This window comes from Skermanella sp. TT6, assembly GCF_016653635.2.
GTDB lineage: Bacteria > Pseudomonadota > Alphaproteobacteria > Azospirillales > Azospirillaceae > Skermanella > Skermanella cutis.
The window spans coordinates 75,283-98,027 of sequence record NZ_CP067421.1; the positions used below are offsets into that span (position 1 = coordinate 75,283).

The window sequence follows — 22,745 nt, forward strand, 5'->3', positions numbered from 1 at the left end:
TCCGGAAACCTTGCGCGATGCAGACAGGCGACACCGAAGGCGGCAGGGACATGGGAGATCGACGGTCCGAATTCCTGGGCAGTCTTCCGGACGGACTCGCCAGGCCTCCGGTGCCGCTCGATGAGCCGCAGCGGCTCATCGCGCTGAACCGGTACGATCTGCTCGACACGCCACCGGAGCGGGCCTTCGACCACATCACGCGACTGGCCGCGCGCGTGCTCGGCACGCCGATCTCGCTGGTCACGCTGATCGACGAAAACCGGCAATGGTTCAAGTCCCGATACGGCCTCGACGCTCCCTGGACCCGGCGGGAACTGGCCTTCTGCTCCTATACGATCCTCGATACCGAAACCCTGGTCGTTCCGGACGCCATGGCGGATGACCGCTTCGCCGCAAATCCCCTGGTGACCGGGGACCCGAACATCCGGTTCTACGCCGGGGCTCCGCTGGTCACGCCGGAGGGACATGCGCTGGGCACCCTGTGCGTGATCGACCGTTCGCCCCATCCGGAGTTCGGGGGCGAGCAGCGGCGGCTCCTGCGGGATTTCGCCGACCTCGTGATGACCGAGATCGAGGCCCGCTCAGCCGCGCTGGCCTTGCGGCGGAAGGTTCGCGAGCACCAGGAGACCGAGCGGCAGCGACAGCGGTCCCTGGCCGAGAAGGAAACCCTGCTGCGCGAGGTCCACCACCGGGTCAAGAACAATCTCCAGGTGGTCGACGCGCTGCTCGCCCTCCAGATCCGCCATACTCCGGTGATCGCCGAGAACCTGCGGGAACTGCGCTGTCGGGTGTACTCCCTCGGCCTGGTCCATCAAGAGCTTATGCAGTCGGGGGATCTGGAGACGATCAACCCAGGGGAGTTCCTCCGCGACCTGACCCGGACCCTGGCCATCCATCACGCAGCGCCGGGGAGCGGCCCGACGCTGGATGTCGCGGTCGAGTCCGGGAACGCCGCCATCAGGATCGACCTCGCGATCCCTTTGGGGTTGCTGGTCACCGAACTGGTCTCCGATGCGTACAAGCATGCCTTCGCGCCCGACCGACACGGCGCCATCGGTGTTTCGCTGACTTTCACGGGCGGAGGGAAGGCCCGCCTGATCGTCTCCGACGACGGTTCCGCCCTGCCGGACACGGTCTCTCCTTCCGCGATCGGTCAGCGGATCGTCACCGAGCTGGTGGATCAGCTGGATGGTGACGTCGCCAAGGACGAGGCCCATGGCACCCGGATCATCGTGACGTTCCCCTGCCTTACGGAACCGTCGTGCTGACCGGCGATGGCCCGGATCGCGCGCTTCCTCGCCCCGAAGTCCGGCCTGAGCATCAGCCCGGCCCCGTGGAACTTCCGGCGGTCGCCGCCTCGCTCTTCCGGGCGGGTCCCGATCATCGCGAAACCCGGACGAGCGCCTGCATTCCGTTGGTCCAGGCAAGCGTTCCGCAGGAACCGATCACGGGGAGCGTCTCCGGCCGCAGAACCAGGATGTACCGGGCCGGGATGCCTTCGCCATCGCACCCCTTCCGAAACAGGGCTTCGCGCCATTGCACGAGACCCCACCAGCGGTGGATTTCGTCCGCATTCGTGGGGACGAACTTCCAGCTCACCAAGGTCGGACGATCGAGCAGGCGGTGAAGGCCCACGAACTTGATGTCTATGTCGCCGATCGGCTCGACTACCACGACGTCCCGGGGCTCCGTGAGCGCCTGAACGGCCGCTATCGTTTCCAGGCCGCTCGGGGAGAGTCCGCTCCTCACTTTCAAAACGAACTGCAAGGCGACATTGCCAAGGAACAGGCCGATGATGCCGAAGATCAGGATCCGCTTTATCTGAACCATGTCCGGCTGCCGAACCGTCCGTACCAGCAACACTGAAGCCAGGCAGGCCAGCAACAGGGTCAGCGCCGCGGGACGAAACAGGTAGAACTTGCCGAACGAACCGGTATGGCGGTCGGCCCAGCTGATCGCCATCGCCAGCAGAAGATAGATGCCCAGCCCGGTCAGCATCAGCGCGAACACGCGCAGGGGCCGGGGCGCCATCTGCGCCGTGTAGTAACCGCAAACGCATATCACTGCCGTGGAAACGGCCCCCCTCGCCCACCGGTACAGGCCATTGGGATCAGCGAACGGGGCAACATGATGGGGATTGCGTATGATGGAGTATATGTAGTCCGCCGTCGGTCCATCCGTCCCGGCGGGCGGGGCCGCGGGGCCGATCTGGTCCCGCACGAGGATTACCAGCAAAGGCGCGATCAGGATCCCATAGAGGGCCATCGCCGACGCCGCCGTCCGCCACCGCCCATGCAGCGCGGCATACAAGGCGCCGGCAACCACCATCCAGAAGCCGCCGATCAGGAAGTGAAGGTATGTCGCGAGCACGCCGGCGGCGACGACGGACTTCCACCGGCCGGACACCGCCGCAGCGAACGCCAGGAACACGAAGCCATAGGCGAACGTCTTGGCCTCCACGCCCTCGAACAGCCATTCGCTGCCCATCAGGTCCGGGCCGAGCAGGTTGAACAAGGCCAGGACCAGGAGGCCGTCGAGCAGGGTCAAACCCAGGCTCCGCAGCAGGGCGGCGAAGCCAAGCGCATAGAGCGCCGCGCAAAGGACCCGCAGAACACCGTGGGCGGCGTCGTAGCCGAGCCAGGCAACCGCCTGTCCGGTCAGGAACATGTTGAGGAACCGCGCGTTCGACCGGTCGAAGATGGCGCTGTATTCGGAAAATGCCGTCGGAGCTACCCACTGATACGCCAGCATGAAATAATTTTCTTCGTTGCTGTGCCAGGAGACAGGCAGGAGCAGCACCGCGAAGACCATGAACATACCCGCCAGCAGGATCGGTAGCCGGTCCTGCCGGTCGGACCAGGCCATGGCTCGGGAGATCCAATATGCTGGCCATGCCGGACGCAGTGACCGGGCGGCAGCTCCCGGCCGAGCTTTCGACTTGTCGTCAAGAGCGAGCTCCGAGGGCATGCTTCCTTTTTCCTTCCTGATGCATCCTGGAGCCTTCTCCTGGTCGCGCCTTTTCAAAGAATACAAAATGCTTGTTGAGCAAGAAGCCGGCAGAGAACGTCACCAGAACCGAGCATAGCTTTGCGGCCAGGCTTGACATCGCGAACAAAGCCGCATGCAGGGCTAAAGTCGACAAACCAAGGCATAGGGCTGTCACACCTGCAAATCTGACGAAGCGATCCAGGCGAACGAATTCACTCCCGCTTCGTCGAAAAGTGAAAAGCCCGTTCATCCAGAAGCTGTTCACTGAGCCGAGCGAGAAACTGACCACGTTGGCCGTCAGCGGGTGGATTTGCAGAGCAACTGTCAACACAGTATAGACCAGCAGGTCGATCGCCGTGTTCATAACCCCGATGGCCGCGAAGGAGACAACCTTCAGGAATTGTCCCGACGCAACAGGTCTCAAGGCGGCGGCGTCACGGAAACGGGCATAAACCCTATGCATGCCGACGAATTTCATTGTGTCCGCCAGTTTCCTGGCCGTGCTCGCGGCGGTCCTGGATATCCGAGACCTGCCTGTACAAAGCAAGGATATGCCTTTGTTCGGAGGGTCTGAGGGAAGAGAAGTCGGCCGGCAAACCGTAAGGAACGCCGCCAATGAGCACTGTATCCACAAGGAAAAGGGGGCGGCCCTTTATTTCCTGGAACAAGCGGCCCAAATACTCTCCCAGGATCCCCAGCACCAGAAGCTGAGCTCCGGAGAATATCGCGATCGCGGTGACGACGCTGGCCCAGCCTGTGACCGTTGCACCCTGCCACCATTGCCAGACCGTATAGATCACCAGGAAGAATGCTATGATGGCGGTTCCCGCGCCGAGCCAGGACGCCAAGCGGAGCGGCACCGTCGAGAAGCTGGTGATGGCGTCGACCGCAAAGCGGACCATCTTCTGCAGAGGGTATTTCGTGGTGCCCGCAAACCGCGCATTCCGCTCGTAAGGCAATGCTACCTGTCGACCGCCGATCCAGCTTACCATGCCGCGGATGAATCTCTGGCGCTCCGGCATGGCCAGGAGCGCCTCGACCACCCGCCGGTTCATAAGTCGGAAATCACCCGCGTCGCGAGGAATGGGGACGGTCGTCAGGTGGGTCAGGAAGCGGTAGAACGTTGCAGCCGTGAGAAGCTTGAACCACGTTTCTCCTTCCCGCGATGTCCGCTTTCCGTACACGACGTCCGCGCCCAGGTCCATGGTGCCCATCATCGGCTTCAGCAGTTCGGGCGGGTCCTGAAGATCAGCATCGATAAGCATCACTCGGTCACCGCGGGCAACCGAAAGACCTGCAGTGGCGGCCAGCTGATGACCGTGATTTCTGAAGAGGCGGACCCCGACGACCCGGGGATCGCATTCGGACAGTGCCTTGATGATCGACCAGGTGCCGTCCTTGGATCCATCGTCAACCAGGATGATTTCGTAGTCCTGATCGACCGTGTCCTGGCATGCCGCGGTGACGCGCCCCCAGAATTCGCGAAGCCCCTCTTCCTCATTGTAACACGGAGCCACGACGGATACGGACGGCGGTCCGCTGGATACCCCATGAAGTTCCATGCCCAACATCTCATCAGCATACTCGCGCTGGCAGCCGATCGAAGCCCGGCGAGCGGAACATTTCGAAAATCTTTCAGAAGTCCTGAATGATCGTCTGGACGATCAAGACGATCAACATCTCAACGTGATAAGAACCGTCTCCGATAAGGCCACCTAATCGCAGCATAATTCCGGGCGTTCGGCCAATAACCTTCGAGATATGGGGGAGTGTACATAAGGTGAGTATTGCGTTCTCAAGCCATCGTTGTTCCATTTACCCGGGTTCACACCTCCAGCACTGAGCGGCTGTGCGCAAACGCGCAATGCGTATTTGGCTCGAAGGCTGCGGATCTGGCTTCGTCGCGGCGCTCCCGTGGTAGTCCGCCGGCCGATGTGGACTGCCCGGCCGTTGAGCGCTGGTCAGGACCTGTCGATGCCCGGGATGCCGCCAATCCCCTCGGTCAGGAATTCCACCAGCATCCGGACCCGCGATATGCCGGCACGCTCCGGCACGATAAGCATGCTCAGGGGCACGGACGGCGGTGCATGACCGCGCAGGACGATCTCGAGCCGGCCATCTGCCAGAAGATCGTCGACGAGCCATCGATGCGCGGGCGCGATGCCACGTCCGGCGACGAGAGCTTCTCGTGCGGCGAGCCCATGATCCACGCGGAGACGTCCCCTGAAAGACGCCTCGCCGTGCGAGCCATCCGAACCCCGCAGAACGAGCCTGTCGCTGCCTGCGATGTTCGACATGCGGATGCCTTCATGGCTTGACAGATCTTCGGGCACCGACGGCCTCCCTCGCTTCGCGAGATATGCAGGCGCCGCCACCAGAAGGCGCCGGGACTCTCCAAGGCTCCGGACTTTCATCGAGCTGTCGCTGAGCGGGCCCAGGCGCAGCGCAATATCGACGCCTTCCCGCACCAGGTCGATTCGTTCGTCGGTGAGGCTGAGATCGACGCCGATCTCGGGATAGCGATCCTGAAAGGCGAAGATCAGCCGGCTGACGTGCAAGACGCCCAGGGCCGCCGTACAGGAGATCCTGATCGTTCCGGCCGGAGCACCGCGAGCGCCAAGCGCCTCGTCGCCGGCCTGCTCCACCAGCCGCAGGATCTGGACGCAGTTGGCATAGTAGCCGCCACCTTCCTCAGTCAGCGTGACGCGCCGCGTGGTCCTGCTGAGCAACGGCACGCCCAGAGCGTCCTCGAGTTCCCTTAGATGCCGCGTCACCGTGGACTGTCCGACTCCCAGCTCGCGGGCGACTGCGGAGAGACTCGCCCGCTCGGCCACACGGACAAAGGTGCGCATGCGTTCGAGCGTGACTTCCGATTTATCCATTTTCCGGCTGGATGTTATCCATTCTTCACATCTACCGGATTATTCGGCCCGCGTCCATCCTGCGTCGGCGTCCCAAATCGGAGAACCGACCATGAAAACACTGTTCGTCTTTGCTCATCCTGACCCGCGCTCGCTCAACGCAGCGCTTCGCGACGTCGCCGTGGGCGAGCTTAGGTCGCGCGGGCACGAGGTGCTCGTTTCCGACCTTTACGCACAAGGCTGGAAGCCGCAGATCGACCGGGCGGACTTTCCGTCGCTTCCGCCGGATCGGCGGCTGAAGGTGCCCGCGGCGTCGGGAGAAGCGTTCGCGGCAGGCGCGCTTACGCCGGACGTCGAGGCGGAGCAGGAAAGGCTCCTGTGGGCCGACGCGCTGATCCTCCAGTTTCCGCTCTGGTGGTTCACCATGCCTGCGATCCTGAAGGGATGGGTCGATCGAGTTTACTCCTACGGCTTCGCCTATGGCGTCGGGGAGCACAATGATCGGCGCTGGGGAGATCGCTACGGAGAAGGCACATTGGCCGGCAGGCGGGCGATGCTGATCGTGACCGCCGGCGGCTGGGAGGAGCATTACTCCGCGCGAGGGATCAACGGGCCGATCGAAGACCTGCTGTTCCCGATCAACCACGGCATCCTCCACTATCCTGGCTACGACGTCCTCCCGCCCTTCGTTGTCTATCAGGCGGACCGGGTGGACCAGGAGCGCTTCTCGCTCACCGCCGAGCGCCTGCGCGAGAGGATGCGCACCCTCGCCGCGACGCCGCCGATCCCCTACCGGCAGCAGAACGGCGGCGATTATCTTATCCCGGGCATGCAACTGCGGCACGGCCTGGGCGATCCGGACGCCACGGGATTCGCCCTGCACCTGGACGATCGGGACATGGTCGCTTCGGCAGCCTCGGAACCCGGCGTCGTGCGGCGGCAGACTTCATCGGGTGAATCCGCCTTATCTCCAGCGGAGCCACGGAAGCGATGAACTCATGTCAGCGGACATGGCGGCGCGGCTGTCGGCGGAACGTCGTCGATGGCGTTCGGCGTCGCTTCGCCGGCATCAGGCGGCGGGAAGACCGCGCACCCCGGCCAGGAGTTCGTCGAAGAACGCCGCGTGCGGGTCCGGCAGGGTACCCGCCGCCCAATAGGCGAAGGCATCGCAGTACCACTCCTCGGCCACGGAGTTGTGGTCGGACAGGAGCTTCCGCGACACCGGATCGGCCAGCCAGCCGAGACGCCGCATGCGGCTCAGGAAGTCGGCGTGTTCGGCCGCGATACGTCGGCGCACTGCGCCGGCGCCGGTCTCCCGGGCCTCGAGAAGATCAAGGACGAAGTGGGCGTATTCGTGCAGGACGACGAAGGCGACCTCCCACTCGGGGTCTGCGGCCCGCTGCGCCAGGTCAGCGAGCCAGGCCAGGTTCAGCCGGATCTCGGCCGTGCCCTTGGTGTGCAGGCCGATCGCCGCGCCCGGCCGATGAAGCTCCTCGACGAAGTAGGAGACGCTGCACGGCGGCAGGCGGTCCAGGCCCCTGGCACCCAGCAAGCGGTTGGCCAGCGCCGCCGAGGGCGCGACGAACTCGTCGGCCACCTGCGACCGCTCGATGAACTGGGCCGATGACAAGAACCGCATGATGCCTCTCCGCTTCCCAGGGAATCCGCCTCCCCTGGGAACAGGTGGGGGCGAGGTACGGTCCTCCCTATGGGTCCTCTCCGTTCGAGGGTCCACGCGCCCCGGTACCGGACGCTCACGGGAGCTTGGCGCGCCACCAGCCGGAGCTTGCCTCCGCCCGCAGGATGTCGACCGCGATGCGTTCGACTTCCCGCGCGGCGCGGGTCAGGGGTCGGCTGTTGGCATGGGCGATGTGGACCGAGCGTTCGACGACGGGTTCCACGATGCGCGCGACCGAGAGGGCGGCGGCGGGCTCGTCGCTTTCCAACGCCGCGAGCGACAGGATGGTGTGGCCGGCGCCGCGGCGGACGAGGCGCTTGATCTGGCTGAAGGCGTCGATCTCGATCGTCACGTTCAGGCTGATGCCGGCACGCCGCGCCGATTGTTCGACCAGCGAGCGGAGGCCGTGCTCCCGTCCCGGCAGGACGAACTTGAGCGGCTCCAGCCGGTGGAACGGCGCCTCGCCTCCTTCCGCGACGCCGCGGAGGGAGGCTTCGTCACGGCCGGCGAGGTAAAGCTCCTCGGTCAGGAGCCTGGTGCTCTCGATGCCGGAATTGGGTTGCGCGCCGTAGAGCAGGCCGACATCGACCTGCCCCTCGAGCAGCCAGTGCGCGATGTAGCCGCTCATGCTTTCGACGACGCGCAATGTCACGTTGGGCAGCGCCGCCTGGGTCCGCTCGATCAGGGGAACGGCCAGGATGGTCACGAGCGAGGTCGGAATCGCGAAGGTCACGCGGCCGACCGGGCTGTCGGAGCGTGACCGGAGGCTTTCCCGGGCGTCGTCGGCGGACTTGAGGATCAGCCGGGCATGGCGGATGAGTTCCTGCCCCTCGCTGGTCGCCACGACGCCGCGGGCCGAGCGCTCGAAGAGGACGACGCCGAGCTCCTCCTCCAGGTTCCGCAAGTGGGTGCTGATCGAGGGCTGCGCCACGTGCAGCGCCTGGGACGCCTTGAGGATGGAGCCATGTTCCGCGATCGCGAGAAAATACCTGAGCTGGCGGAGATCCATCTGCGGCGGCGTCGTCCTTCGGGTAGCCGGTCAAGTCCGGCCTAATCTGGCGAGCGGGCGGAACCCCTGTCCACGGCGCATGCGGATATCGCTTCGTGCCGGATCAGCACCGCCCGCGCCTGGTCGACCACGGGAAGGTCGAGCATCCGGCCCTTGTGGCGGACGGCGCCCCTGCCCTCGCGCAGGCCGGCCTCGAAGGCGGCGATGATCTCCTCCGCGTCCCGGACTTCCTTGGCGGAGGGGGCGAAGGCCTCGTTGAGGATCGCCACCTGGTCGGGATGGATGCAGAAGCCGCCCTCGAAACCCAGCCGGCGCGCCTCCTGGATGACGCGGCGGAAGCGGTCCAGGTCGGTGTAGTCGGCCACCGATCCGACGTAGCCGATCGGCAGGCAGCCGGCCGCCCGCGCCGCCGCCACCGCCATGACGTTGGGGACGTAAAGGCTTCGGTCGTCGGGTACCATGCCCATGGACACCGCCAGATCCTCGGCGCCCACCGTGATGCCGAGGACGCGCGGGGATGCTGCGATGGCCCGCATCTCGCCGAGGCCGTCGGCGGTCTCGATCATCGCGACGAGGCCGGTGTGGCCGCGGGGCAGACCCTGCTCGAACTCCAACTCGTCCAGGATCTCGCCGACCGCGCGGATGTGGCTGGCGTCCGGCACCTTGGGCAGCGTCAGCGCCATGACCTCGGCGCAGACGCTGGACTCGATGTCGGCGACGGCCTGGCGCCACGGCCGGTTGATCCGGACGACGACCTGGACGCCCTCGCGGGCCAGGCGGGCCGCGGCGGCGCGGACCATGCCGCGGGCCTCGGCCTTCTGGTCGGGCGGGATGCTGTCCTCCAGGTCCAGCTGGATGACGTCGGCGCCCCGCTTGGGAGCGCCGGCGAGGAACCGTTCGTTGTTGACGGGAACGAACAGCATCGAGCGCCAGATCGGCAGCTTCTTGGTGGCCCAGGTCCGGGTCATACCGGCATCTCCCGTTCGCGCGGCGCCATCGCGGCCCCGAGTTCCGCCAGGATCTCGGCGTTGTGCTGGCCGAGGCGCGGCGCCGGGCGGCGCATGCCGCCGGGCGTGCCGGACATCCGGGGAATGACGTTGTGCATGGGAAGCGTTCCCATGTCCTCGTCCGGCAGCTCGACGATGACCTCGCGGCCGCGGACGAAGGGATGGTCGACCAGGTCGGCGATCGAGCAGACGGGACCGACGGTGACGCCCGCCGCCTCGAACAGGTCCAGGTTCTGCTCCTGGGTGCGCGTGGCGATGACGGCGCCGATGATCAGGTCCAGCTCGTCCCGGTGCCGGACGCGGTCGTCGTTGGTCCGGAACCGCGGATCGGCGATCAGCTCGGGGCGGCCGATGGTGGTGAAGATCCGCTCGGCCATGGATTGCATGGAGCCGGACATCGCCACGTACTTGCCGTCGGAGCAGAGATAGACGTTGCGCGGCGCCGTGTGGGTGGACTGGTTGCCGGCCCGGTTGGACGGCACGCCGGTCAGCCGGTACTGCGCGGCCTCCGCCCCGATCATGGAGAAGATCGGCTCGAACAGGGACAGGTCGATCACCTGCCCGCCCTTCTCGCCCCGGACGGCGTGGCGGAGTGCGGCCAGCACGGCCGACGAGCCGTAGAGCCCCGCGACCATGTCGGCCATCGCCAGCGGCGGCAGGACCGGCGGACGGTCGGGAAAGCCGTTGAGGTGGGCGTAGCCCGACATCGCCTCGACCAGCGTCCCGAAGCCGGGCCGCCTGGCGTAGGGGCCGGTCTGGCCCCAGCCGGAGATGCGGAGGATGACCAGGCCCGGATTGCGCCGATGCAGCGCGTCCGGCCCGAGGCCCCAGCGCTCCAGCGTGCCGGGAACGAAGTTCTCCACGACGACGTCGGCGGTCTCGACCAGGCGCAGCAGGATGTCCTTGCCGCCGTCGGTCTTGATGTCGAGCGCCATGCTGCGCTTGTTGCGGGAATAGACCTTCCAGTAGATCTCGACGCCCTCGACCCGCCAGTTGCGCAGGTCGTCGCCCTTCTGCGGGTGCTCCACCTTGATCACGTCGGCCCCCTGGTCGGCCAGCACGTGGGTCACCATGTTGCCGGCGACCAGCCTGGACAGGTCGAGTATCCTCACCCCATCCAAGGGGCCGCGGCTGTTCTCGTCATAATGCGGCATATGTCGCGTTCCAGTAGGGTGGGTGGTCAGATCTCGATGACGGGCTTGATTTCCTCGAACTTCCGCATCCGCTCCAGCGCGGTGTTGACCTCGTCCAGGCGAAAGCGGCCGGTGATCATGCGGTCGAACGGGATCGTCTCCTGGTGGCGTTGGACGAACTGCAGCGCCTTCCAATAGCTGGCGGCGTCGCCCGAGAACGAGCCGATGACCTGGAGGTTCTTCTTGACGATCATCGACGGCTTGATCTCGGTGCCGGCGTCGCCCAATTGGCCGACGACCAGATAGCGGCCTCCCTTGCGGGCGATTTCCAACCCTTCGGAGAAGGCGGCGGGGTGGCCGGTGAACTCCATGACGATGTCGGCGCCGCGCCCGCCGGACAGCTCGCGCACCCTGTCGGCGCGTTCCGCCGCGGAGGTCGTCTCGACCGGGATGACCTCGTCCGCGCCGAAGGCCAGCGCCATGTCGAGCCGGGCCGAGGGCCCGCCGATCACGATGACGCGCCTCGCGCCGCCGACCTTGGCGACCGCCGCCGCCAGCAGGCCCAGCGGACCGGCTCCCTGGATCGCCACCGTGTCGGTGGGGGCGATCGGCCCGATCTGCGAGGTGGCGTTCATGACCGAGCGGAAGGCGCAGCTGCACAGGCTGGCGAGGTCGTTGGGAACGTCGTCCGGCACGCGGATGCGGCCCGATTCCGGCAGGACGTAGCCGTATTCCGAAAATCCGCCCATCAGGAACGGCGGCTTCTCCATCGACTCGTACATATAGGCCTTGCGGTTGTCGCACAGCGTCGGCTGGCGGGCGACGGTGCAGTAGAAGCACGAGCCGCAGGCGGTGTGGGTGTAGACGATGCGGTCGCCGACCCGGAGCGGGTTGCCGATGCTGTCGCGGTCCGAGCCGGAGCCGAGCGCCACGATCCGGCCGACCATCTCGTGGCCGATGATGATGGGCAGATCGACCTTGAGCGACAGCGTGCCGCGCGACAGGTGGACGTCGGTGCCGCAGACGGAGCAGGTCTCGATCCGGGCCAGGATCGCGCCGGGCTCGATCTCGCGCGGGACCGGCACGTCCTCGATCCGGAGCGGCTCGCCGAACCGGCGCAGGACGGCGGCGCGGGAGCTGGTGGGAAGGGCTGTCATGAGGTGTCTCCGGATCAGAAAACGCGGTACCAGAGGGGCAGCGCGGGAATGTAGGTGATGGCGGCCAGCGTCAGCAGCGTCGCCAGCAGGAACCAGCCGAAATACGGCGCCATCTCGAACAGGCCGGCCCCGGTCGTCCGCGCCGCCACGTAGAGGTTGGCGGCGAGCGGCGGCGTCAGCAGGCCGATCTCGATGTTGGTCACCAAGATGATGCCGAAATGGACCGGGTCGATGCCGAACCGGTCGGCGGCGGGCGCCAGCAGCGGCCCCATCAGGAGCACGGCGGCGTTGGTCTCCATGAACATGCCGACCAGCAGCAGGACCAGGTTGACCATCGCCAGGAAGACCAGCGGACTGTCGGTCACGCTCACCGCGAAGCTGGCGATGTCCTGCGGGATCTGGGCCAAGACCAGCGCCCGGTTGAAGATGGCGGTGAAGGCGATGATCGTCAGGATCGCGGCGGCGGTCCGCGCCGTGGTGCCGAACACGCCCGGCAGCTCGTCCGCCCTCAGCGTCCGCTGGAGCAGCGTCACGGCGATGGTGTAGAGCGCCGCGACGGCCGCCGCTTCCGTCGGGGTGAACAGGCCGCTGTAGATTCCGCCGAGCACGAGGACCGGCAGCAACAGCGACGAGGCGGTGCGGAGATTGTGGCGGTTCCGCGAGAGCGCCCGCCCGGCCTCGGGGGCGGGACCTTCCCGGCCGCCGGCCAGGGCGCGGCGGGCCAGCATCGCGTGGGTCGCGAAGAAGGCGCAGGCCATCACCAAGCCCGGCAGGAGCGTCGCCAGGAACAGTTCCGTGATCGACACGCCGACGATCGAGCCGTAGAGGATCAGCGGGATCGACGGCGGGATCAGCACGCCGAGCAGGCCGGCCGCCGCGACGAGGGAGGCGATATAGCCGCGCCGGTAGCCGCGCCGTTCCATCTCCGGCCCGACCGTGCCGCCGATGGCGGCGACCGTCGCGACCGACGACCCGGTGATGGCGCCCATCAGGGCGCTGGCGCCGATCGCGATATGGCCGAGCCGGGCCGGCAGGCGCCGAAGCAGCAGGTCGCAGAATGCCGTCAGGCTCTCCGCCAGGCCGCCCCGGTTCATGACCTCGCCGACCAGCAGGAACAGCGGAATCGCCAGCAGCGGGAAGCTCATGACGCTGTCGTAGGGAACCGAGCCGAGGCTATCCAGCCACAGGTCGAAGGTCTCGACGTTCAGCAGCACGACCAGCGCGAAGGCGACGCCGATCGGCGTGCCGATCAGCAGGAGCATCGCAAGGCCGAAGATGATCGGCGTCATGACGATCCTCCGGAATTGGGCAGTCCTGGATGGGGCAGTCCTGGATGGGGCTGGCCGGTGACCAGGCGGTAGAGGTCGGCCAGCGCGTGGAGGATCATCAGGGCGCTGCCCAGGACCATGAACCCGGCCGGCACCGCCACGGGCGTGCCCAGGTCGATCAGGTTCTCGTTGGATTCATAGGCGTAGGCGAAGAATTCCCACGCGACGTAGAGGAAGATGCCGGCGAACAGGAGCTGCGACAGCATGGCGCCCGCGTGGGCGATCGACCGCAACAGCTTCGAGGGAAGCTGCTGGGCGATCTCGACGCTGATATGGGCGCGGGCGTAGGTGCAGAGCGCAGCACCTACGAAGGTCAGCGGCGCCATGGCGACGATGCCCAGTTCGCTGACGTTCGGGACCGGCAGTTCGAAATAGCGCGCGACGACGCTGAACACGATGGTGACGAGCATCACCACGAGGGATGCCCCGGCGATGAATGCCTCCACCCGGTAGATCCCGCGTTCGACCCGGTCGAGCGCCGAGGACCCGGGACCCGGCGCCACCGCGACGCCGGGTTCCATCTGGGTTTGGTCCATCTGGATTGGCTCCGCCATGGACATCAGTCCAGGTCCGCGATCTCGGCGCGCAGCAGCTTGACGCGCTCCTCCCCATAGATCTTGCCCAGGCCGTCCCACTGCGCCCGGCCGAACTCGGCGAACTCCTTCAGGGTCTCGGGGGACAGCTCGGTGACCTGGACGCCGCCGGCCGCGATCCTGGCGAGGAATTCCTTGTTGAGCGCCCGGTTGTTCTCGATCTGCTTGCGGCTGACCTCCGCCGCGGTGTCGCGGATCATGGCGCGCTGCTCGTCGCCGAGGCGGCTCCAGAACCGGTCGCCGGCGACGATGGTGCCCATGGCGTAGACGTGGTTGGTCGTCGTCATGAACTTCTGGGCTTCGAACAGGCGCGAGTTGTAGGTGATGCTCGGCCCGTTGTCCTGGCCGTCGACCGTGCCCTGCTGGAGGCCGGTGAACAGTTCCGGGAACGGCATCGTGACCGGCTGGGCCCCCGCGGCGGCGAAGAAGCCCTTGATGCCGGCGGAACCGGGCACCCGCAGCTTGAGGCCCTGGAGATCGGCGATCTTCTCGACCGGCCGGCGGGAGTTGGTGACCGAGCGGAACTCCAGCTCGAAGAAGCCCAGCGGCTCCATCCTGTGCTTGCGCAGCGTTTCCCGCAGAGTCTTCTGGAGGATGCCGTCCTCGTTGTAGAAGACTTTGTCGGCCTGCGCGAAGTCGTCGACGATGTACGGCAGGTAGTGGATGTCGAGCAAGGGATCCAGGCCGGTCAGCGAGCCGGGATTGAGGAACGCCAGTTCCAGCGAGCCCCGCGCCAGCTCGCGGCCCAGCGTCTCGTCGCCGCCGAGCTGGCTGTTGGGGAACACCGAGATGTCGATCTCGCCGTTCGACCGCTCCTTGATCAGGCGGGCGAATTCCTGGCTGGCCTGATCGACCGGGCTGTTGGTGGCGAAGACGTGGCCCAGGCGGCCCCGCATCTCGCGGGCCTCCGCCGGCATGGCGTCGAGGGCCGCGAAGGCAAGCGCGCAGGCACAGGCACCGAACAGGGCGCGACGGGACAACATGGGCGATCCTCCCCTTGGGATTTACGGTTGATTATCGTTGATTGGTCCAGGCTGGGCTTGGTTTAGGCTGGCGGCCTGACGGGCGGTCAGCCGTGCTTGAGGACGACCGTCTTCGCCACGGTGAACTCGCGCAGCGCCTCGAACCCCTTCTCGCGGCCATGGCCGCTCTTCTTGACGCCGCCGAACGGCAGTTCGATGCCGCCGCCGGCGCCGTAAGCGTTGACGAAGACCTGCCCGGCCCGCACCGCGCGCGCCAGGCGCAGCTGACGGGCGCCGTCCCTGGTCCAGATGCCGGCCACCAGCCCGAAGTCGGTCCCGTTGGCGATCCGGATCGCGTCGGCCTCGTCGTCGAACGGGATGGCGGACAGCACCGGCCCGAAGACCTCCTCGCAGGCCAGCGGGTGCTTGAGCGGCACGGGGCCGAACAGCGTCGGCTTGACGTAGAAGCCGCCTTCGGGAGCGCCCTCGGTGATGACGCCCTCGGCGAGGACCGGCACGCCGTCGGACTTGGCCTGGGCCAGGAAGCCCCGGACGCGGTCGAGCTGACCGGCGCTGATCACGGGACCGCAATCCAGGTCGTCGCCATGGGGACCGACGCGCACCGCCGCGACCCGACGGGCGAGATCGGCGATGAAGGTGTCGAAGATCGAGCGCTGCACCAGCACGCGGCTGCCGGCGGAGCAGGTCTGCCCGGCGTTCTGGACGATGGCGTTGACGATGCTGTCGATCGCCAGACGCTGGTCCGCGTCCTCGAACACGATCTGCGGCGACTTGCCGCCAAGTTCCAGGACGCAGGGAACATGGTGCTCCGCCGCCGCCTTCTGGACCAGCGTGCCGACCTCGGGCGAGCCGGTGAACGACAGGAAGTCGATGCCGGGATGGGCGGCCAGCGCCGCGCCGGCTTCCTCGCCGTAGCCGGTCACGACGTTGATGGTACCGGGCGGAAAGCCGATCTCCATGGCGATCTCGGCGAGCCGGATGCAGGACAGGCAGGCCTCCTCGGCCGGCTTGAGCACGGCGGCGTTGCCGGCGGCGAGGCTGGGGCCGAGCGTGCGGCCGAACATCTGGGCGGGGTAGTTCCAGGGGATGATGTGGCCGGTCACGCCGCGCGGTTCGCGCAGGATCATGACGGTGTAGCCGTCCAGGAACGGGATGGTGTCGCCGTGGATCTTGTCGGCGGCGCCGCCGTAGAATTCGAAGTACCGGGCGGCGTTGACGATGTCGGCGCGGGCCTGCTTGAGCGGCTTGCCGGTGTCGCTCGCCTCGATTTGGGCCAGTTCCTCGGCGTTCTCCAGGATCCGCTGGCCGAGACGGGTCAAGAGGCGGCCCCGCTCCAGCGCCGGGGTCTGGCCCCAGCCGCCCTCAAAGGCGCGGCGGGCGGCGCGGACCGCCTTGTCGACATCCTCGGCGGTGCCGCGGGCGATGCGGGAAATCTCTTTTCCGTCGCTCGGGCTCAGCATCGGAATTGTCTGGCCACTCGACCCCGAAGACCAATTGTTATTGATGAGAATCTGGTCGAAAGGCATGCGTCCTCACTCTCGTGGTGTGCGGTCCAGAGATTTTCTTTGAGCTCTGACGGAGGTTTTCGGTGTTTTTACTGATTGTGCTCAGTCGCACCGCTGGAGATGACGTATCGATACAACTCCATCTTCCCCCCTGCCGCATTTTTTTTCTTGTCGGCTTCGAGAATAGACGTGTCCGGAATATGTGGGAAATACCAATTAACGAACGTGGCTATCGGAATAAGCTATAACCAGCGGCAAGGGGCGCGGATGAGCCTATATCCGCAGCGGCGGTTGCTCGCCCGCGATCCCGGGAGTCATGGCGGGCGGAACGCTTTCGGGAGCGGCAACGCGCTGCGGCGTGCCGGGAAGTCGGGATGTTCGTGATGACGTCGGAACGGAAATGCCGCTCCCGGCCCGGATCACGGGGCCGCGTCTCCGGCCTTCCGGACGGAATAATGTATGGGCTTGAAGCTGCCGCCGTTGCTCGCCGGCGCCGAACAGGCCGTGAGGCCGATCACCAGATCCATCCGCGCCCTGAAGACGATGCGGTCTCCCGCCTTGCTCAAGGGCGGCAGCACCTTGAACCTGCCGGTCTCGCCGTCCACCGGCACGTTCATGAAGCAGTTGAACGCGACGGGGATGGCATCTTCCCCGATCCCGTAGGGACGCAGGGCCCCGGCGAGGTTGCCGTGGCAGCCCTGGTGGGGCGGCTCGTCGTCGTAGCAGAGCCGGAAGGTCGCTTCGCTGCAGGGGGTGAGCAGGAAATCGTGGCGCCCCACGGTATCCTCGACGATATCGAGCATGACGTTCGAGCGGTTCGAATAGAGTTTGTCGCCCGTCGTCAGATAGATCCGCTCGGCGTAATCGAGCGTCCTGCCCGAAGAGATCATTTCGCGGGTATCCGCCCGGGAGACGGCGAGAAGGTCGGCGACCTGGCCGCCTTCCGGATCGATCACCGCCAGCGTGTCCCCGGCATCCAGTTCGAATGCCGTGCCGCTGCGCGGCGGGATGGCGACGATTGTTCCGTATGCGGTTCCGTATGCCTCAGGCATCGCGTTTCCCCAGGAAATCATGCAGGGTGTCGATCGGGTGGGGGTGTACCGGCGGGGCAAGCTTCCGGCTGTAGGGACAGGCCCAGTCCGGTTCGATGATCCGGCCGCTGTACTGCCTTGCCTCCGAACTTTCACCGTGCCGGGCAAGCATCGGATTGACGTCGCCGGCAAGCTTCACGTCCCGGTCGAGGATGGCCGCGCGCAGCTTCTCATAGCGATTTTGATCGCGCAGCATCTGGAACTGGTCATGAAGGTTGAAGATCATGGCCGGATGGGAGAAACGGCGCGCCGGCCGGCTGGCTTGCGGATGGAGCCCGACGACGAAGAAGGCCTGTCCGCCGAAGCTGAGCGCGAAATGAGGGTCGTCGGGGTCGGCGCTCACACGGGGATCGTGTTGCTGGCCCCGCCAGGCATCCTTGTCGGTCAGGGATTGGACCCGATCCCACAGGTTGCGTTCGAAATCCTCCTCGGCAAGGCGGGCCGGCCCCTGGAAGATGACGGCGAAACTGGTGAAGAGCGTCGGGTCCTGGGTGTATTCCCAGGCGAAACGCATCAGCCGCTCCTGGATGGCGACGTCGTCCCAGGAGCTATCGATGCTCCGTGCGGTGTAGACCGTCATTCTTCCCTTCTGGACGGCCGACTTCGCGCCGACGCAGGGAAACCCCTGGTCCAGGATGAACTCCCTGATGTCCGCCTCCGGATTGAATTGCTCGCCCTTCGTGGCCGCGCTTGCGTCCGTCAACTTCGAGGTCCTCGATCGTGAACCACGTAAACCCATGTGTTCGCGAAAGGTTCCGCGAGGAGGGGCGGCGGCTCGGGAACGGGCGATCAAGGACCGGCAGGCACGGGCGCCCCCTCCGCGGCGCAGATCCGGATGACCCGGGGCGGCCCGCCCACGGCTCGCATTCCTTCGGCGCGTGGGCCGCATGCCGCGGCCGGTCAGTCGTTTCGGGGGCGGGGCGGCTCCTTTTCCAGCAGGGTCCGGATCTCGGCCAGTTCGGTCCGAAGTGCCGCCACCTCCCCTGCCACGGTCATGGCTTCCTCATGTATCATCGCCTTCTCGGCCTTGGTCTGGTCTTCCTGCAAGGTCTGCATCGAGTTGACGATGATCGCGATCACCAGATTGAGCACGGCGAAGCTGGTGACGATGATGAACGGCACGAAGAACAGCCAGGACCAGGGATAGACCTCCATCACGGGACGGACGATGCCCATCGACCAGCTTTCGAGCGTCATGAGCTGGAAGAGCGTGTACATCGAGGCGCCGATCGAGCCGAACCAGTCGGGGAAGCTGGCGGCGAACAGTTTCGTCGCCAGCACGGCCGACACGTAATAGATCAGCGCCAGCACGAGGCCGATCGACCCCATGCCGGGCATGGCGTGCATCAGCGCCTCGATGACGCGCCGAAGCTGGGGCATGACCGACAGCAGGCGCAGGACGCGAAGGATGCGCAGGGCGCGCAGGATCGAGAAATTGCCGGTCGCGGGAATGACCGAGACGCCGATGACCGCAAGGTCGAAGAGATTCCAGCCGCTGGCGAAGAAGCGGCGGCGATAGACCACCAGCTTGGCAGCCAGTTCCGCGACGAAGATGCCGAGGATGATGCGGTCGATGACGTACAGCGCCGCGCCGGCCCGGGCCATGGCCGTTTCCGAAGTTTCCAGGCCGAGCGTCACGGCGTTGATCAGGATGATCACGACGATGAACCGCTGGAATGACTCGGCTTCGACGACGCGCTTGAGGTGCTCGATTGACATTAGGACATCGGAAATTGTTCGACCTGTCATCAGGGGCGGTGGATACCTATCGATATGCACCGGCAAGCGCAGGACATACATCGGGAACTCTGCGGTTGTCCACCGTTCGCGACAGCCGCCGGATCCCGTCCCGGGCGCGGATCGGGGCTTTCGGGTCGTGGATGCGGCGGCGAAAGCCAACCTTTCCCGGCGCCCGAGCCGAGACTTCCAGGCATCCCGCGGGATAAGTCAGCCGACTATCGAAGCCCGTTTCGGGCCACGGCTGTCCGGCACGATGATTGCTGATCAACCCTAAGCTGATGCTCAGGATGCTTCATCTTCCCTTTTTCGTCATGCCCGGACTTGATCCGGGCATCGTTCACGGGAAGCATCGGAGCCTCCGTGCCTTGAGATCCGCGGGTCAAGCCCGCGGATGACGAACCGAAGGAGAAAACGGTCACTAGAAATGTTCTCAATGGTTGATTAGCAAGTACCGTGCCGGACAGTCGTGGTTTCGGGCCGTCCATGACGCCTGCCGGCCGGCCCAAGCTCTGGTCAGCCCTCCTTCAGGATTAAAACACGTCTCGGTTTGAACAGATGAGAATAAATTTGTTAAAATCATGTATATCGCGGCTGTGAATGAGGCGAAATTCCATATTCTTGAATGTTCTTCACCGATGATGCCTGCGGTTCGGGGGCTATCCGTCGTCGCCTGATACCGCGGCGCAGTGGGTGGAGCTTCTCCACATCGCCCTGACGCTGCCGGTGTCCTTCCGCCGACTGCTGCGTGCCCCTTCGGTCGGGCGAGCTTTTTGCCGATCCGGGAGAGCCTGCCATTCCTCGGTGCCGGCACCCTGGAAATCCGGGAAATCCCGACTGCGATCCTGATCCGGTCCACCAACTCGAAGCCGCTGGAGAAAATCATGGCGACTGTATACTTCTACGCGCCGCCCGTCGAACCCGACCCTCAGCAGACCATGTATCCCCACACCGCCATCGCGCTTTGCGAGGGCTTGGCCATGCTGGGCTTTTCACTTTACGCGCCGCGCCCCTACTGGCGGACCTCCGCGCAGACGAACGAAACCCTGTTCAGGCACGATCCGGACGTAACGCCCGACGATTGCGACATCGTGATCTTCGACTCAGGAATGATCCAGTTCCACGATGGGCTGGAATTCATCCTGAACCTGAAGCCGAACTCCACCCAAGTTCGGGTTCTTACGCACCACACCGACCAGAGCAGCCTTGACCAGCACAGGCTGGTGACGCTCTATCCGAAGCGGTTCGACCTGATCCTCAGCGCACATCGCTGCGTGGACCAGAAGTTGCCCTCCAACGTCAAGCCGTGGGCACTGGGGCTGTCGAAGCGCCAGCTTCGCGAACTCTCCCACATCCCGCCGTTCGACCAGCGTGAACGGACCCTGCGCTATAATTTCCGCCATGTCGGCAAGATGCAGTCGGTTCGAAAGGCGGCACAGGACCTCTTCTATCCGATTTCCGATGCGGCGCTCCCGGCATCCTTTTCCGCGATGGGCATGCCCGAAGAGGCTTACCATCATCTGATGTGGAAGCAGACAGGCCGGCGACATACCCCGGTCTTCTACGAAGAGTTGATGTCCGTGATGGCGACGGCGTCCTTCTGTGGCTGGTTCATTCCGTCCTGGCCCCGCAGTCAGGCCAATCCGCTGTTCGTCCTGATGTGGCGCCTGATGCGCCGGTACGACCTGAAGGGCAGGCGCATCACCCAGTGGGACAGCTGGCGCTTCTGGGAGGCCATGGCGGCCGGTTGCGTCAGCATCCACGCCGATTTCGACAAGTACGGCATGGCCCTGCCGGTGCGTCCGACCAACTGGGAACATTATATCGGCATTGATTTCGACCGCGCCCAGGACGCCATAGACCGGATCGTCGCCGAACCGGCGGTGCTCGAACGTATCTCGGTCCAAGGTCGCGCCTGGGTTCTCGATCATTACAGCCCGGTACCCGTCGCGGAACGGTTCCTCCGTCTGATCGGGCGCGAGGCACCCCGCATCGCCGATTCCGCGCCCCTGGAACGACGCATGGTATCAGCCGGCCGGTAGGGCGGGAACCCGTCCGCGGACGGGCATGCCAGCGAGGCCGCGCGCCGGCGGAAGGGGGCCTCGATCTTCCCTCGACATGGCGGCTCCGGCGCACTTCGCGGACTGCGAGGGTGTCAGGTCCGCCTGTCGGCAGGTCTCCACCGGCGGCGTGCGTCCGCACTGCGGGACCCGGTATCCGCCGTTTGATGGGGTCCATCATGGTCGGCGGCTTGTCTGCTGCTCGACTCGCCCCGGACGCCGACGGAGCCGGCCGGAGAGGTGGTTGCGGTTCGGACGGCGGCAACCATATGCTGCTGGCCCGGCAGCCGTTGACCGCAGCTCCGGACATGGCTCGCCGCCCTTTCGTCCTTCAGCCCAAGATCAGTTCGAAGTCACGCCCGGCTCGCCATAACGGTGATGGACTGTCCGTGAACCGCGTTCGAAGGAACTTCGGAGGAAACCGCCAAATGACCGTGATCGTCCATCCGACCCGACCGGCCGCGCCGGCGGAAGACCTGCTCGCCCGCTGGCGCAGGATTCCCGTTTCGGTCATCGTGGACCTCGTACCGGATCGCCAGATCGATCCGGCGATCGCGGCCCTGCGTCCGGCGGGCCAGCAGCCCGCCCTCTTCGGCAGGGCCGTCACCGCGCGCTGCGCCCCGCCCGATTTCGGCGCGGTGCTGCACGCTCTGGAACATGTCGAACCGGGCAACGTGCTGGTGATCGCAGCGGGGGGACACCCGGCGCATGCGATGATCGGCGACGTGCTCGGGGGACACCTCCATCGCAAGGGTGCCGCAGGCGTCGTCTGCGACGGCGCTGTCCGCGACACTGCGGTCCTGGCGACGATGACCGGGTTCGCGGTCTATTCTCGCGCCGTCAATCCCCGCGGACCGACCGCGGCTGCCGAAGGCGAGGTCAACGGAACGGTCGAGGTCGGAGGCTGCCCCGTCGATCCCGGAGACCTGATCATCGGCGACGGCGACGGGTTGGCGGCGCTCGCGCCGGCGCACCTGGAGAGCCTGATCGACGCGGCGGAGGCCAAGCTGACGCTCGAGGCGGAATGGACGGAGCGACTGGCGGCGGGCGACAAGGTCCGCGATATCTTCGGGCTGGCCTGAATCTGAACCGCGCCGGGATTTCCGGAGGCCGATTTGGTCGGGTCGCGCCGCCATGGCGACATCCTCGGTTTCAGCATGGTGCCGTGGCATCGATTCATCAATCGAATGGCGAACTTGGAGGGAATGGCTATAATCCCCACTTGATAGCCGATCCAGTCGATCCGAGGAGACAAGGCATGACAGCGCACGCTTACATCGTCGATGCCGAGAGCTTGCCGGCCCGCAGCTCCACGGAGGTGCAGGACAAGTGGGGCACGGTCGCCCGGGAAGTTCGTGCCAAGGGCCGCATCGCGGTCACGAGCCGCGGTCATGCGGATATGGTCATCATGTCCAGGGAGGAATACGACCGGGTGATGCAAGCCTTGTCCGTTCCAGGTGCAGCCGCGGAAGATCCCGTTGCCGATCTGACCCGGCGTTTCGATGAGCGTATCGCTCGGATGAAAGACGGGACAATGGCAGACAAGATCAAAAGGCTGCGCGCCATGACCGGCCAGGTCCCAAACCCGCCGATCGCCGGCGAGAGCTTCTGAGCG

21 protein-coding genes are annotated in these 22,745 nt (G+C 65.8%); 5 read left to right on the forward strand and 16 right to left on the reverse strand.

Annotated elements, in window-relative coordinates:
* Positions 1–17: 17 nt before the first annotated feature.
* Positions 18–1,268 carry a sensor histidine kinase gene (locus IGS68_RS28175; protein WP_201082397.1) on the forward strand — a complete coding sequence of 417 codons (1,251 nt, stop codon included), beginning with the start codon at positions 18–20 and terminating at the stop codon, positions 1,266–1,268.
* Positions 1,269–1,380: 112 nt separating this feature from the next.
* On the opposite strand, the gene IGS68_RS28180 is transcribed toward IGS68_RS28175, so the two are convergent.
* The 4 genes from IGS68_RS28180 to IGS68_RS28195 all read right to left on the reverse strand — a co-directional run bounded on the left by IGS68_RS28180 (position 1,381) and on the right by IGS68_RS28195 (position 5,870).
* Complete coding sequence (locus IGS68_RS28180; protein ID WP_201082398.1) at positions 1,381–2,865, reverse strand: hypothetical protein; 1,485 nt, start codon at positions 2,863–2,865, stop codon at positions 1,381–1,383.
* 79 nt (positions 2,866–2,944) lie between these two features.
* Entirely contained in the window at positions 2,945–3,466 is a 522-nt protein-coding gene (locus IGS68_RS28185) for a GtrA family protein (RefSeq protein WP_201082399.1), read from the reverse strand.
* Positions 3,444–4,550, reverse strand: coding sequence for a glycosyltransferase family 2 protein (locus IGS68_RS28190; protein WP_201082401.1), 1,107 nt, complete (start codon positions 4,548–4,550; stop codon positions 3,444–3,446). The genes IGS68_RS28185 and IGS68_RS28190 overlap by 23 nt, the downstream gene beginning before the upstream one ends.
* A gap of 399 nt (positions 4,551–4,949) precedes the next feature.
* Positions 4,950–5,870 carry a LysR family transcriptional regulator gene (locus tag IGS68_RS28195; RefSeq protein ID WP_201082403.1) on the reverse strand — a complete coding sequence of 307 codons (921 nt, stop codon included), beginning with the start codon at positions 5,868–5,870 and terminating at the stop codon, positions 4,950–4,952.
* Between the two features lie 91 nt (positions 5,871–5,961).
* Between IGS68_RS28195 and IGS68_RS28200 the strand changes: the two genes are divergently transcribed.
* Entirely contained in the window at positions 5,962–6,843 is an 882-nt protein-coding gene (locus IGS68_RS28200) for an NAD(P)H-dependent oxidoreductase (RefSeq protein ID WP_201082804.1), read from the forward strand.
* Positions 6,844–6,918: 75 nt separating this feature from the next.
* On the opposite strand, the gene IGS68_RS28205 is transcribed toward IGS68_RS28200, so the two are convergent.
* The 12 genes from IGS68_RS28205 to IGS68_RS28260 form a co-directional block, all read right to left on the reverse strand.
* Positions 6,919–7,488 carry a hypothetical protein gene (locus IGS68_RS28205; protein ID WP_201082405.1) on the reverse strand — a complete coding sequence of 190 codons (570 nt, stop codon included), beginning with the start codon at positions 7,486–7,488 and terminating at the stop codon, positions 6,919–6,921.
* Between the two features lie 115 nt (positions 7,489–7,603).
* Entirely contained in the window at positions 7,604–8,536 is a 933-nt protein-coding gene (locus IGS68_RS28210; RefSeq protein WP_201082407.1) for a LysR substrate-binding domain-containing protein, read from the reverse strand.
* A gap of 41 nt (positions 8,537–8,577) precedes the next feature.
* Positions 8,578–9,504 carry an HpcH/HpaI aldolase/citrate lyase family protein gene (locus IGS68_RS28215; protein ID WP_201082409.1) on the reverse strand — a complete coding sequence of 309 codons (927 nt, stop codon included), beginning with the start codon at positions 9,502–9,504 and terminating at the stop codon, positions 8,578–8,580.
* Positions 9,501–10,697 carry a CaiB/BaiF CoA transferase family protein gene (locus IGS68_RS28220; RefSeq protein WP_201082410.1) on the reverse strand — a complete coding sequence of 399 codons (1,197 nt, stop codon included), beginning with the start codon at positions 10,695–10,697 and terminating at the stop codon, positions 9,501–9,503. Before IGS68_RS28220 ends, IGS68_RS28215 begins: the two co-directional genes overlap by 4 nt.
* Before the next feature lie 26 nt (positions 10,698–10,723).
* Positions 10,724–11,833: a zinc-binding dehydrogenase gene (locus IGS68_RS28225; protein WP_201082412.1), complete on the reverse strand. Its 1,110-nt coding sequence runs from the start codon at positions 11,831–11,833 to the stop codon at positions 10,724–10,726.
* A gap of 14 nt (positions 11,834–11,847) precedes the next feature.
* Entirely contained in the window at positions 11,848–13,122 is a 1,275-nt protein-coding gene (locus IGS68_RS28230; RefSeq protein ID WP_201082414.1) for a TRAP transporter large permease, read from the reverse strand.
* Positions 13,119–13,697, reverse strand: coding sequence for a TRAP transporter small permease (locus IGS68_RS28235; RefSeq protein ID WP_201082416.1), 579 nt, complete (start codon positions 13,695–13,697; stop codon positions 13,119–13,121). The genes IGS68_RS28230 and IGS68_RS28235 overlap by 4 nt, the downstream gene beginning before the upstream one ends.
* 23 nt (positions 13,698–13,720) lie before the next feature.
* The gene (locus tag IGS68_RS28240; protein ID WP_201082418.1) at positions 13,721–14,737 is read right to left on the reverse strand and encodes a TRAP transporter substrate-binding protein; all 1,017 of its coding nucleotides are present in this window, start codon (positions 14,735–14,737) and stop codon (positions 13,721–13,723) included.
* A gap of 86 nt (positions 14,738–14,823) precedes the next feature.
* The gene (locus IGS68_RS28245) at positions 14,824–16,263 is read right to left on the reverse strand and encodes an aldehyde dehydrogenase family protein (RefSeq protein ID WP_201082420.1); all 1,440 of its coding nucleotides are present in this window, start codon (positions 16,261–16,263) and stop codon (positions 14,824–14,826) included.
* Positions 16,264–16,661: 398 nt separating this feature from the next.
* Positions 16,662–17,294: a DUF1989 domain-containing protein gene (locus tag IGS68_RS28250; protein WP_201082422.1), complete on the reverse strand. Its 633-nt coding sequence runs from the start codon at positions 17,292–17,294 to the stop codon at positions 16,662–16,664.
* Positions 17,287–18,072 (reverse strand): guanitoxin biosynthesis heme-dependent pre-guanitoxin N-hydroxylase GntA, encoded by a 786-nt coding sequence (gntA, locus tag IGS68_RS28255; protein ID WP_201082806.1) that lies wholly within the window; start codon positions 18,070–18,072, stop codon positions 17,287–17,289. The genes IGS68_RS28250 and gntA overlap by 8 nt, the downstream gene beginning before the upstream one ends.
* Before the next feature lie 161 nt (positions 18,073–18,233).
* Complete coding sequence (locus IGS68_RS28260) at positions 18,234–19,046, reverse strand: ion transporter (protein ID WP_201082808.1); 813 nt, start codon at positions 19,044–19,046, stop codon at positions 18,234–18,236.
* A 713-nt stretch (positions 19,047–19,759) separates the two neighbouring features.
* Between IGS68_RS28260 and IGS68_RS28265 the strand changes: the two genes are divergently transcribed.
* The 3 genes from IGS68_RS28265 (at position 19,760) to IGS68_RS28275 (ending at position 22,742) form a co-directional block, all read left to right on the forward strand.
* Positions 19,760–21,112: a glycosyltransferase family protein gene (locus IGS68_RS28265; RefSeq protein WP_201082424.1), complete on the forward strand. Its 1,353-nt coding sequence runs from the start codon at positions 19,760–19,762 to the stop codon at positions 21,110–21,112.
* Positions 21,113–21,558: 446 nt separating this feature from the next.
* On the forward strand, positions 21,559–22,212 hold the full coding sequence (locus IGS68_RS28270; RefSeq protein WP_201082426.1) for an RraA family protein: 654 nt from the start codon (positions 21,559–21,561) through the stop codon (positions 22,210–22,212).
* Positions 22,213–22,388: 176 nt separating this feature from the next.
* Positions 22,389–22,742, forward strand: a complete 354-nt coding sequence (locus IGS68_RS28275; RefSeq protein WP_201082428.1) for a type II toxin-antitoxin system prevent-host-death family antitoxin — start codon at positions 22,389–22,391, stop codon at positions 22,740–22,742.
* Positions 22,743–22,745: the final 3 nt, after the last annotated feature.